Consider the following 12660-nt stretch of genomic DNA (forward strand, 5'->3'; position numbering starts at 1 on the left):
CGAACGTCTGAAAGACATCAGCGACCTTTCGGATTCTTTTCAGCACACTGGCACCCACCAGCCTTTTTTTCGTTCATGATACGTTCAAAAATTGTAGATTTTCCGTTTTGAATAACATCCTGCTCAATATCGTCGGATGTATAGCCAAAACAATAGCATACGAGTTCTGACATAATCAAACTCCTTAAAGAAATTTTCCGATGAATGCATGATTTTCTCTGAATTGATTACGGCCAGGATGACGGCGATGTCAATTTTTGGCTCTGACGTCGGAAGGAATTTTTCAACACGCTGTTAGGGTGCCCAGTCACAGTCGCCCTGGCGTGGCTGTGGCTGGTGGACGGGGTACGTCCACATGTTTGGGACTTTGTTGGTGCGGCGGTGACACTGCTCGGCATGGGAATCATTATGTTCGCGCCCCGGGGAGGATGACCGATTCCGAAATGACACCCAATTCAATTCCAGGTTTGTGGACAGTGGACGGAACCGGGGTTCAAAACCGGATACGAAGCGACAAGAACCCATCCAACTTAGTTGCGTCCCCCATAAAATTGAGAGAGGCGGGAGTGTACCCAGCGTCATCCTTCTGATTGATATCGAGCCTGTTTGAAGTCATCCAGGGCCATGACTGCAACGAAGAGCGAGGTCTTTGTCTACGGAACCGGTGATAGAGCGAATCGTGAAAAAGGAGATGAGAACGCTCACGATCACGAAACCGCCAAGAAGGATAAGAATATATATTTCCGCAGCGCTGGCCTGCTTGTCGGCATGAACAGAAGCAGCCAGAGATCTCTCTTCCATGACCGTGACCAAGTCGTCCAACGATTGCAGATATGCGCTCTGGGCTTGGCGCATTTCCCCAAACATCAATTGGAGGGCATCCTGAATTTGTCCTTCCGTAACCAACCCTATGAATTTATCCGAAACTTGGACGTATGTGTTTCTCAATTCCGCAGCTGCTTTGACTAGCGCCACGCCCTTTTCATCTGAAACTTTCTTTATCAATATCGCAAAAAGTTTATTTTCATTCTTTCGATAGACAGCTATACGCTGTAATTCATTTTCCTTTAGACTTTTATCAGGATCAATAATGATAGTTATGAACTCACTAGCGACGATACTAACATTATTAATAATATTATTTACTTGCGTAATTTGAAAAATAAGTTTTGTAATGTCATTAATATTACTTTTGCCTGCATGTAGAGCTAGTGAACTGTAAAGTCCAATACCAACCATGAGTATGGTTATCACTCCATAACTTAAAATCATCCGCGTACTAATTTTTATATTTTCAAGCATTATTATTGTAATTATCTTTCAAGCAAAACCATACAGTTAGAAAAATATCACATTTTTACTCTAAAAGACTCGGAGACATTCCAAAGTGAGACGTGCAACCATTCAGTGCCCAAGCATGGAGTAGCCATGCTGCGTACATTAAGGATACCGGGATCATGGCCTATGATCCCGGTATGTATATATAAACCCCGCTCGAAGGCGTGGACGATTTCAACTCGCTTTTATAGCACGTCATAATTGTAGATTTTTAGAAAAGTGCACGCATATACTTAGCCAGTCCTGAAAAACTCTAAAAACGCCCCGTCAGACACAATCCTATACCGGCCGAACTTTGGGTTGAAAAACGCGCCCAAACAACTTGAGGCACAAAAAATAGTATCCGGATGAAGTTGAACGCTGCGCAGGCCATGAGACTTCGAAAATTTTGCGCACGCCGCCTTCACCGATGCGCCGCCGAGTAGGTCAGGTCCGAGAAGCGGAGCCAGAAATTGGCAGATCTACCTCCCTAGGAGCGGGTCTTCCTGGCCAATTTCTGGGGATTTTTTATTTATTTCAGATAGATTTCCGTTTTAGCGACTGTAAAAACAACCCCGAAAGTCGAGATTCCTTAGTCAAAATCAAATATTTCCGACAAAAAACCTTCGCGCTTCTTTTTGTGACGACCGTCGTGGTTATGCGGTTGATGACCATAAGTAGGCATGGATTGATATGCTAGCGATGGTTTTTCATTTTTTTTGCGTAGGCACTACCACAGATCTTTCAATAATTTTGTCCAGTTCCCCTCTATCCAACCAAACTCTTCGACATTGTGGACAATAATCAATTTCAATTCCTTGCCGTTCGGACATAATTAAGTTGACATTATTGCAAATTGGACAGTTCATACTTTACTCTCCTCTTAATGTTGAATGGATTTTTAACTTCAGTGTTGTTGTGACAAAGTCTGGAAAAACATCCCTACAAGAATAGGAGATGTCTGGCCCGCATCGCATCCAATATCACTCTGTTTGAGGCAACATAAGATCAGTCTGATCTCGGCGCATTATAACTCTTTAGCCTGCAACAATCTTTGATGTGTCGGAGATTATTTTTGTTGGGTCAGATAATTTGCCCTTCACCCTGATTTCAAAGTGAAGGTTAGCCCCAGTGGTACGCCCTGTTCGCCCCACTTGACCTAGAACCAGTCCTCCACGAATTTGTTGCCCCTTGCGGACGAAAATAGTTCGAAGGTGGGCATAACGGCTTTTCACGCCATTTGCGTGGAGAATGTCTACCGTTTGTCCGTAATCCTCCACCCAACCTGCCTTGACCACAACTCCATCTGACCAGGCCAGTACCTCTGTACCAGCCGGGCGAGAAATATCGATACCTTTGTGAAAAGTCTTTCGCTTGTTGATTGGATCGCGCCGGATTCCAAATTTAGAAGAGGCCGCGAGCTTGCGTTTAGGTTTTACCGGTTTGTGAAGCCGTCCGTCAGTCATGGGAATTCCCGTGTCTGCGTTGCTTGGGATGGCTTCCAAAGTCAGCACGCTAACAATCAGAAACAAAATTGAATAGAACACAATCCGTTTTAAACGGTTCTGAGCAACGAGGCGTGTGGGGCCTTGATTCACCACGAATTCTCCTTCAGCTACTATAATCGGTGTGTTGATTTGCTATCGCTTGATTTGTAACAGACGCAAACCATTGAAGATAACCAAAAGTGACGATCCCAGGTCCGCTAGGATCGCGGTCCATAGCGTGGCCATTTGAAAAACCGCCAACAGGAGAAATACGGCCTTAACGCCCAGTGCGAACCAGATGTTCGCCTTGATTGTCCCCATCGTCCGGCGCGAATGCCGGATGAGCCAGGGCAGCTTGGAAAGATCGTCGGACATGAGTGCCACGTCGGCGGTTTCAATGGCTACATCCGTGCCGATTGACCCCATGGCGATGCCCAGATGCGAGGCCGCCAGCGCCGGGGCGTCGTTAACGCCATCGCCGACCATCCCGACCAGTTTGCCGGACGCCACCAACTCCGTCACCACCCGGGTCTTGTCCTCCGGCATAAGATCGGACCTGTACTGCGTCACCCCGGTTTCAGCGGCAATCTTTGCTGCGGTTTTGTCGTTGTCACCGGTAAGCATGACAATCGTGTCCACGCCGAGCAGGGCGAGTTCTTTCAGGGCGTCCCTGGATTGGGAGCGCACCCTATCCTCTACTGTGAGACAGCCCAGCACCTTCTCTTCAGTCCAGACCAGTACGAATGTTCCAGCAGACTGAGCATGGCGGTCGATGGCCTGCTCAAGCTCGTCTGTTCTGGCAACGAGCCCTGTCTCGGCTAGAAAACGCGGATTGCCGATGAAATACGTGGTCTCCCGGATGCGCCCCTGCGCTCCCAGGCCAGGTCTGGCCTGCGCATCTTCAACATGCACCAGAGGGGCTTCAATGGAAGAGGCATGCCGCATGATGGCCTGGCCCACGGGGTGGCTGCTGCGTGATTCCAGGGCGGCGGCCACGCCCAGCAGTTCTGATTCGGAAATGCCGCTGAATGCCGTCACCTCGGTCACGGAAGGCCTGCCGTGGGTGAGCGTGCCGGTTTTGTCCAGGGCGATGGCGTTCAGGGTGGCGGGCACTTCCAGAAATACTCCTCCCTTGACCAGCACGCCGTTTCGGGCCGCCGAAGCCAGCGCTGCGACGATGCTCACCGGTGTGGAGATCACCAGGGCGCACGGACAGGAGATCACCAGAATGACCAGCGCTTCATAAAACCATTTGTCCCAGGCTCCGCCAAAAAAAATGGGGGGGACCACTGCGAACAGGATGGCCACTGCGACCATCATCGGCGTGTATACGGCTGCGAATTTTTCCACCCATTGCACGGCCTTGGCGCGCCGGGACTGAGCTTGCTCCACCATGCGCATGATCCTGGCCAGGGTGGATTCGGACGACAGCTTGGTGGTCTCCACCTCCAGCGCGCCATCGGCGTTGATGGTGCCCGCGTAGACCACGTCACCGAGCGTTTTCGTCACCGGCATGGATTCGCCCGTTATGGGTGACTGGTCCACGGCCGATATGCCGGAGAGCACGACGCCATCCAAAGGGACACGATCACCGGGCCGAATCAGGACACGTGAACCGGTGGGGACATCCTGCACCGGGGTTTCAACCGGAGAGGCAGACAACGGAGAAAAAACAAGCGCTTTCTCCGGGGCCAGACTCATGAGGGCCTGGATGGCATTTCGCGCTCGCCCGATGCTCCAGGCCTCGAGTTGATTGGCCAGGGCGAAGAGGAAGGCCACGGAGGCCCCTTCGGAGTACTCGCCGATAGCCATGGCTCCACACACGGCCAGCACCATGAGCAGATTCATGTCCGGGCGCAGCGCGCGAAGCGAACGGATCGCCTTGGGCAGCACGTGCCATACGCCGCCGAGCGCCGCCAGAATCCAGAGGAGCTTGGCGGCGACGGGTGCTGCGCCGCTTGCCTTGAAGGCGGCGAGGATGGAGCCGTGCTCGGTCATCATAATGGCCAGCCCGCCCGCCCAGAGCAGCCCGCTGACCACGCAGAGCAGCTCACGCCCACGGCGTTCCCAGAGGCTTCCCCTGGCGGGGCACGTGCCGCCGCAGCATGCGCAGGACGGCAGCGCGTCCACAAAGAGTTCGGCTTTCATTCCCGTCGCATTGATGGCCTCCGCCACGTTCTCTGCGTTTACGAGCAGGCCGGAGAGGTCCACGTGCAGTTTGCGGCCGAGCAGATCGAATTCCAGCCGGGATTCCTGTCCCACGAAAGGCAGCAGCACCTTTTTAAGGACCGCAACCTCTTCGGAGCAGTCCATATCCTTGATGACGAATGTCGTTTTTTGCATTCGAAAACTCCTGATTCCTGATCGTCAGTTCCCGACACGCGCTGGGGTCAGCAGGTTGTCCATGGCAAGATCAACGGGTATCTTTTCGTCCAGAATGACTACGTCAAAACGCACCTCCGGCTCATGGTTTCTGGCTGACTCCGACTGCCGACTCATTATATTTTCCAGCCGAACCAAGCTCACATACTTGCCCTTGGGGAAGGGACGCACCCACGCTGTGGCGCTGTCAGGTGCCAGGATTCCTCGATTTCCAGGTCCCAATCCGCCTCCAAGTAAAACATCCAAAGGTTCCGAAGTTCCATTGAACTTGTCTAAAAACGCCTGCTCAGCCTGTGCACCCCAGGGACTAATACCAATAATCACGTCCACGGCAGAGCGCATCGTGAGAGCCTCTTTTCTGACTGCCTCCATGTCAGCAACGGAAGGTGCTGTTTCAGGAGTCGCGAGTACTGGGAAATACACCAGCCCAATGCGCATGTTCTTACGCTCAATGATTTTGCTCACCACCGTGCCGGGAGGTATCATCCAAGTTTTGAGTGCTACGGGCATATCCTGCCCCAGCACAGCAACGTCCGCTGGCGTGAGCATCATGGCGTCGTACTCCAGAGCGTCATAGGCTTGCCCAATAATTCCTGGGGACTTGGCCGCAGGGTTCAATTTTTGGTCGATACTGGACAATTCATAAGGACCAGCCAGAAAAAGTCGAACCGTCTCGGCTTCGCCTTCTTTTTTCTTCGAGGCAATGAGGGTGGCCCGCCGGGCCAACCCGCCAATGAGTTTACCGCCTCAGTCGGGGCACGGGTCAAAATACCCAGAGGTGTTGGCTGTGTAGTATATTTCGAGAGCCTGCCCGGCGGTATGGGCCTCTGCGGGTAGCAGAGCGCACAGAGCAAAGAAAAGAAAGAGAATACGAGTCATTGATATGCTCCTTGGCTACTTAGTCTCCGCAAGCTCGTTTTCGATCGCCATAACCAATTCCCGGTCTTCTGGTTTTAGGGCTAAGGCCTGCTGAAAGAATTTTTTCGCTTCGTCCGGTTTCTGAAGTCCGTACTTGTTAATCGCACCGAGGTAATAAAGGGCTTGGGGCGATTCAGGCTGGGCCTGTAAAATAAACTCATACTCGGCTATCGCCTCCGCATATCGTTCGAGTTGAATCAGCGTAAACCCTCGGTGGTAATGTGCTCCAATATTTTTCGGATCAAGTTCGACCACCTTTGACCAAAAATGTTCGGATTTTTGCCAATCTTTGGAACGGCTGAAGATTTCGGCCAAACCGATGAGGGCATCCGCGTCTTGAGGGTTTGCCTTGATTCTGGCCATGAGAGGAGCCAGTTCTGACATTTCGTCAGATTGGCCGGTTTTCTTCTGCCCAGCCTGGTGTTCAAAAGGGGCGTTTGCACCTGTAAAAAATGCGGTCAAAAAAATCGCAATGATAGCTGCGCCCATCATCGCCACGACTATTTTTCGTATTGGAAATTCAGCATATGTGGACACGTTATTCATCGGAATGATCTCCCTGCGCTCTGCGAGTGCGCCACGCCAGCAGTGGTAAAAGAGTAACGCCTAAGCTTCCGATCCATACCCAGTTCACCATGGGGTTGATGCTCACTTTGAGTGGCTGTACGCGCTCGCCTTCGATATCGTGGATTGTGGCGTAAAGTTCGTCTCCCAAGCTGAAAAGGGTTGAGACCTCGCTGTTGGGATGATCGTAGTTGCGGTACAAACGCCGTTGCGGGGTCAGTTCGCCTAAGCGTTTTCCGTCTTTGCTGACTGTGATTACCGCCTCTTCGATAGCCAGTTCGGGTTTTTTCTCTGTTCGGAGTTTCGTGTATTCGAACAAGTATCCGCCGAATGAGAAATTTTCACCTGGCGAGAGGGGTACTTCGTGGGTTTTCTGGAATGGCCCCGAGACAGCCACGCCCAGCACGAGTACAGCGAAAAGCAAGTGAGATCCGTGGCTGGACAGGAACGCACGTGAGCGAAAGGCTTTGGGCTGAAGGACGGCCAACAAGACTACGGATACAGCCACTGCCACGGCCGCTCCGACCGCCGTTACAGCCAGTAACGGCCTGACTCCCAGCCAGAGCCCGATGACGAAAACGCATATCCAGGCAGCAACCGGGATCATGGCGACCTTTGGTTTCCAAAAGCCACCCTTCCAGCCAAGCCAGGGGGCAAGGGCTAGTAGCATGGCCATGGCTGTGAACAGCGGCAAACAAATTGTGTTATAAAAGCCTTGATTAACCCCAACAGGATTAGTTTCCCACAACTGGCTGATCACTGGCCAAAGTGTACCCATGAGAACAATGGCACCCAAGACCATCAGTAGCCATACCAATAACACAACCATCCCTTGCTTGCTATCCAGATTAGGAAGAGAGGAGCCTTCCCCTGCCGGTCGCGCCAAAGCTACAGCCACGCTCACGAGCATCCCGAAAGAAATGGCCAAAATAAGGGGCAGCGCCACTCCTCCCTCGCCAAAGGCATGCAGGGATTCGACCACGCCGCTACGAACCAGATATGTGGCGAAAATACACAGGAGCAGGGTCAGGCAAGCAAGGAATACGTTCGTGCGTGGCAAGGCTCCGAAACGTCGCTCAATGATGGACGTGTGAAGAAATGCCGTGGCCGAAAACCAAGGGATCAGTGACGCGTTTTCAACCGGATCCCAGGCCCAGTATCCGCCCCAACCCAGCTCCATATATGCCCACCAGCCACCCAGAAGAATACCGGAGGTGAGTAGCGACCAAGAAGCGACATTCCAGTTATGAGCTCCTTCCACCCATAATCTGCGTTCTCCGGTCATTGTGGAGGCTAGAGCCAGACAGGCTGGAATGGTGAATCCCGCATACCCAATGAAAAGCAGCGGAGGGTGGAGTACCATGCCGAAGTTTCGCAGGAGCGGATTGAGGCCTTGCCCATCGACTGGTGGCGTGACAAGTGTGACAAAAGGGCTGCTCGGGCCGGTGAGAAGCAGAAGGAAAAATGCCTGCACCGGCAGGAAAAACATCCAGAAGTACAGCTTCGTCTTGGGATCGAGTTTTTGGTACGTGTTTGAGAACAGAAAAAGTACGCTTGCCGCGCCCATCACCAGCGCCCAGAAGAGCAGTGACCCGGCTTGGCCCGCCCAAAAAGCGGTGATGGCATAAAATAGCGGCAGGGTGCTGTCCGTGTATTGAGTGACGTAAGATAAGGTGAAGTCTCTGCTCACCAGCGCTCGGAGAAGAATAGCGGACGCGAAAGCCACCAGGATGACTGACGACATATTCAGCCGCTCCAGCCAGGGCAAAGCCTTACCACGCTCTGTCCATGCCTCGATACAAGCGAGTCCGGCACCCAAAATCGAAAGAAGCAACGCAAAGAGCATCGCTCCGTGAGCAAAGAGATACATCTAACCTCCGTAAAAACGAGGCCGAAGCCCCGGATAGAGTAATGGCGAGCGCAATGTGTTTCGCCTTTTTGAACAGAGCCGTCGTCATGAAATCTTACTGTTTTTTTCTTCAGTTGGCTGCACGGCAGTGCTCAAGGCAGAATTGATGAGTGCCCACATTATTTTTTTCCCCCACTCGTGATTCTTGCGCATTTCAGCCATCCGCAACGATTTTGTTCTTCTGTCCCATCACTGGGATACCGGACAGAGACCCTACAAAAGCAAATCTTGGGCCAGCATAAAAATACTGAAATTAATGAGAATATTTTAAAGAATCCTGGCCCAGAGGGCCAGGACTTGGGATAACCCCTAGAAGGGGTATAACTGCCTTGCCCCCAAAGGAGGCAAGGTTGCCGCTGTCCCCTTCGAGACACTATCTCTCAAGTTTACGTTCTTGTTCTTCTTGATATTTTACATACTTTCGAATTTTATCAGCATCTAAACCGACGGTATCGACACAGTAACCACGTGCCCAAAAATGATTACCCCAATAGGGCTTACGCTTCAGTTCCCGGAATTTGTTGAATATCCGTATGGCCGTTCGCCCTTTGACAGTCCCGACAAAGTTGGAAATACACACCTTCGGCGGAACATAGGTTAACAGATGCACATGATCTGGCTGGACGTTGAGTTCCAATAGCTGGCAGCCTTGGTGTTCACAAAAAGCACGAATGCACCGATCTGCCTCAACTCCAACCGCTCCTCCCAATATCCGAAACCGATATTTGGGGGTCCAGACGATATGATATTGGCAATACCATATCGTGTGAGATAGCTTGAAAAAGCGGCCCATGGTGTTCTCCTTGTTCAGTTGTGGGGACAACGGAACTTCGGAGATACCATGGGACGTTCAACTGGCATAGCCGTTGAACTCTGACCAGGCCCAGAGGGCCTGGTTTTCTATACTGTCAATAAATAAAAAACAAAAAAGACGCCGTCTTGCACAAGGGTTCACATTAGTCTGCACAAGCCTACACTAATTTATCCCCCTCACACTTAAATGACAGAAGCTCGTGTTGGAACTCGGTGAATCATTCCATCTTGAGCAGTTATTGCTTTGGGCTTCAGACTGCCTTTAAAAAAACATCCCCGCACGAACTCGTGTCCATGCGGGGAAAGGGATTGCTGGTTTCAATGCGCTGATATCGGTGTGGCAAGGTTACTGATTGACAGGGGCGTTGCCTCCGTGGCCAGTGGGGGTATGGTTAATAGTGCCGTTTCCAGGCTGCATTCCGTTACCCATCATACCCATTCCGCCTTGCTGCATTCCGCCACCCATCATACCCATTCCGCCTTGCTGCATTCCGCCACCCATCATACCCATTCCGCCTTGCTGCATTCCACCACCCATCATACCCATTCCGCCTTGCTGCATTCCGCCACCCATCATACCCATTCCGCCTTGCTGCATTCCACCGTTCATCATCGGACAGTTACCCATGGGCATAATACCCTCCTTGGCCATCTGCTTGTTCAGTTTGACTTGTTCTGTGTACAAATTGGCGCGTAAGGCATTGATTTCCGTGGTCAAGGCTTCGACCTTTTTGTCATCGGTCTTTCCGCTGTAAAGTTGGGCATTGAGTTCGGATTCCTTGGCTAAAAGTTGCTTGTTCAGGTCTGCTGTCGCGGCAGAGAAGTTTGCGTGCATCTTTTGCATGGTAGCCTGTTGTGCCGGGCTCATTCCCATCATTCCTCCACCCATCATTCCATGTCCCTGCCCACTTGCAAGGCCGGTGAAGATGGTTACAAAAGCCAAGGTCAAAGTCAGGGCAATAGCGTTACGATACGTTTTCATGATTGTTCTCCTTTTGAGGTTAATTTGATTTTTTCGCCTTGGCCGCAATCGGGCAAGGCGAAGTTGGCATTGATGAGCGTGCAAGGCAGTCTGCGCCGTGTGTGGTCTAAAGCATGGATCTCAAGTTGTTGTATTCCTCCATGTTAATTTCGCCCCTGGCCAGGCGAATTTTCAAAATTTGCATGGAGTCCGATCTGTCCGCTGAAGGGTTTCCTCCGCGTCGGTTCCACAATTTTGCGCATATGAGCATTCCCAAGCCCACCAGGAGTAAGATTCCCCATAGGGGGGAGTGCCCCATTATCCATCCGCCAAGGCCAAGTCCAGGGAGTGTCCCACAATTCCACATGACCTATCCTCCGTTGTGTTTCTCGTTGTCAGTTGGATCTTTATTTACAAGAGGCGTGCCATGAATGTCTCTTGCACATAACAATCCGATATAATGTGTTTTATATGTTTTGTACTGCAAATTAGGCAAAGCGATGTCCAGCAGAGCGAGTAATTTTGTGGCGAAAATCTGGACGACATGGGTAAAACAGTTACATGTCGTAGGCGAGAGGATTACCATGAACACCATGGCGGAATAAAAACGAAGCCCCGGATAAATCCGTGGCTGGTGGCAGGCTTGACGGTCATTCTGGGGCTTGCCGTGTCCGTGTTCACGGTGCTCAAGCCTACACTGATTTATCCCTTCACACTTAAATGACAGAAGCTCGTGTTTGAACCCGGTGAGTCATTCAATCTTGGCAGTTATTGCTTTAGGCTTCTGGCTGCCGGCTTTTGAAAGGACAACCCCGCACGCCAACGTGGACATGCGGGGATTTGGAGTCCAATCATACCTATTTTCAAGTTTGTTCGGGACATCTAACAGGAGAGTGTTTGTCGCAGATGTGAAACGGTGCTATTCTCTTCCGCCTCCACCTTCGTGGCCACCGCCACCGTCATTGCCGCCGCCGCCTTCGTGGCCACCGCCTCCGCCATTGCCGCCTCCACCTTCGTGGCCACCGCCTCCGCCATTGCCGCTTCCCCCACTACTACCACCTCGACCGTTTTCACTATCGCCATTCTTACCTCTGTCACTGTAGCCACCCATGCCGCTTATTTCGCTACCGTGGCTACCACCGCCAGCAGAGCCGCTTTTACCTGCGTGGGTAGTTTTAGAGGCATCCTTGCCCAATCCAGCGGTATGCTGAGATTCGATCTCATTATGATCCATAACCCCGTCTTTGTCGGCATCTACGTGACCATATCCATTGCCAATGCCATGTTCAGCATGGACAGCTTCCATCTCAGCATGATCAACGACTCCGTCCATATTGATATCCGAGTTTTCATATCCTGGATAAGCTGTGCCAAACTCTTTTGTGGACACAATACCGTCCTGGTTTGTATCTAAAGATCCTTTGAATTCGGACGCATCTCCAGATTTTACCCCATTCAGAGAGAAAAAAAGCAATGTCCCAAATGCAAAAATTGCAATACTATGTTTTTTCGGCACACATTCTCCATTTTATCTGTTAAAATGTTCATTTCTTGTGCTCAATGTTTATATAGGTAATAATTATGCACAATATCTACATTAAATTTTATTTCTAACAGAGATATTGTGCATAGTTTAAACATTAAAGACATTATAGTGCATTAATTTAGCATTCAGCTTATTCTTATAAGCCGGGCAATATCAGTAATGCATTCCGTTGCTCATGCCCATACAGCCATTCATCATCCCACCATGCTGCATTCCGCCACCCATCATGCCCATCCCTCCGTGCATCATAGGGCAGCCCATAGGCATTCCAGCCCCCCCGCTATGGCCTGTTGTGCCACCGGTCATGGGGCAGACGAAACCAGCAGAGGCGGGCAAGCCTTCCTTGGCAAGCTGTCTTTGCAAGCTAATACGTGCCTCAAGAATCTTGCCGTTGAGGTCGGTGATTTCCTTTGCCAGAACCTGAGTTCGCTTTTCATCGGTATTCGGACTTGCAAGCTGGGCGTTCAGTTCATACTGCTTGTCCATGAGTTGCTGACTAAGATTAGAGATAGCTTGCCCTTGTTCCTGGTAGATTTTCTGCAAAACTGCCTGCTGTTCAACCGACAGTTGTGAATTCCCCATGCCCATCCCCATGTGACCCATGCCTTGGGCGAACGCGCCCGTGGAAAGTCCGGAAGCCATCAAAAAAGCAGCCATCAAGGCGATAATTATGGTGCGTTTCATTGTCGTACTCCTTTCTTTTGCCCCGATGCCTCCAAAGCAGGCGACATCGGGGGTTATAGATTCAAATTTAGGACTCACT

12 protein-coding genes and 1 pseudogene are annotated in these 12660 nt (G+C 51.1%); 1 reads left to right on the plus strand and 12 read right to left on the minus strand.

From position 1 onward, the window contains the following. Window positions 1–20: 20 nt before the first annotated feature. Window positions 21–173: pseudogene (locus BMZ40_RS09900) on the minus strand ((2Fe-2S)-binding protein); the annotation flags it as partial. A gap of 118 nt (window positions 174–291) precedes the next feature. Between BMZ40_RS09900 and BMZ40_RS20100 the strand changes: the two are divergent. Further along, a complete protein-coding gene (locus BMZ40_RS20100; RefSeq protein WP_092374843.1) occupies window positions 292–432 on the plus strand; it encodes a YnfA family protein in 141 nt (46 codons plus the stop codon). Window positions 433–612: 180 nt separating this feature from the next. On the opposite strand, the gene BMZ40_RS09910 is transcribed toward BMZ40_RS20100, so the two are convergent. The 11 genes from BMZ40_RS09910 to BMZ40_RS09970 form a co-directional block, all read right to left on the minus strand. After that, window positions 613–1302 carry an MCP four helix bundle domain-containing protein gene (locus BMZ40_RS09910; protein WP_092374846.1) on the minus strand — a complete coding sequence of 230 codons (690 nt, stop codon included), beginning with the start codon at window positions 1300–1302 and terminating at the stop codon, window positions 613–615. A 725-nt stretch (window positions 1303–2027) separates the two neighbouring features. Further along, entirely contained in the window at window positions 2028–2186 is a 159-nt protein-coding gene (locus BMZ40_RS09915) for a TFIIB-type zinc ribbon-containing protein (protein WP_092374848.1), read from the minus strand. A 168-nt stretch (window positions 2187–2354) separates the two neighbouring features. After that, window positions 2355–2918, minus strand: coding sequence for a M23 family metallopeptidase (locus BMZ40_RS09920; protein ID WP_092374850.1), 564 nt, complete (start codon window positions 2916–2918; stop codon window positions 2355–2357). A gap of 39 nt (window positions 2919–2957) precedes the next feature. After that, window positions 2958–5147, minus strand: coding sequence for a heavy metal translocating P-type ATPase (locus BMZ40_RS09925; protein WP_177193102.1), 2190 nt, complete (start codon window positions 5145–5147; stop codon window positions 2958–2960). A 24-nt stretch (window positions 5148–5171) separates the two neighbouring features. Then, window positions 5172–6065 carry a UshA-like (seleno)protein family 2 gene (locus BMZ40_RS19585; RefSeq protein ID WP_420705188.1) on the minus strand — a complete coding sequence of 298 codons (894 nt, stop codon included), beginning with the start codon at window positions 6063–6065 and terminating at the stop codon, window positions 5172–5174. Window positions 6066–6080: 15 nt separating this feature from the next. Next, window positions 6081–6650 carry a tetratricopeptide repeat protein gene (locus tag BMZ40_RS09935; protein ID WP_092374852.1) on the minus strand — a complete coding sequence of 190 codons (570 nt, stop codon included), beginning with the start codon at window positions 6648–6650 and terminating at the stop codon, window positions 6081–6083. Beyond that, on the minus strand, window positions 6643–8538 hold the full coding sequence (locus BMZ40_RS09940) for a heme lyase CcmF/NrfE family subunit (protein WP_092374854.1): 1896 nt from the start codon (window positions 8536–8538) through the stop codon (window positions 6643–6645). The genes BMZ40_RS09935 and BMZ40_RS09940 overlap by 8 nt, the downstream gene beginning before the upstream one ends. A gap of 412 nt (window positions 8539–8950) precedes the next feature. Further along, window positions 8951–9370, minus strand: coding sequence for an IS200/IS605 family transposase (gene tnpA / locus BMZ40_RS09945; protein ID WP_092374856.1), 420 nt, complete (start codon window positions 9368–9370; stop codon window positions 8951–8953). Between the two features lie 366 nt (window positions 9371–9736). Then, window positions 9737–10372, minus strand: a complete 636-nt coding sequence (locus BMZ40_RS09950) for a periplasmic heavy metal sensor (protein ID WP_092374858.1) — start codon at window positions 10370–10372, stop codon at window positions 9737–9739. 898 nt (window positions 10373–11270) lie between these two features. After that, complete coding sequence (locus BMZ40_RS19185) at window positions 11271–11867, minus strand: hypothetical protein (RefSeq protein ID WP_143075589.1); 597 nt, start codon at window positions 11865–11867, stop codon at window positions 11271–11273. A gap of 183 nt (window positions 11868–12050) precedes the next feature. Continuing rightward, complete coding sequence (locus BMZ40_RS09970) at window positions 12051–12581, minus strand: periplasmic heavy metal sensor (RefSeq protein ID WP_092374866.1); 531 nt, start codon at window positions 12579–12581, stop codon at window positions 12051–12053. Window positions 12582–12660 lie beyond the last annotated feature (79 nt).

It is taken from the genome of Desulfomicrobium apsheronum (assembly GCF_900114115.1).
GTDB lineage: Bacteria > Desulfobacterota > Desulfovibrionia > Desulfovibrionales > Desulfomicrobiaceae > Desulfomicrobium > Desulfomicrobium apsheronum.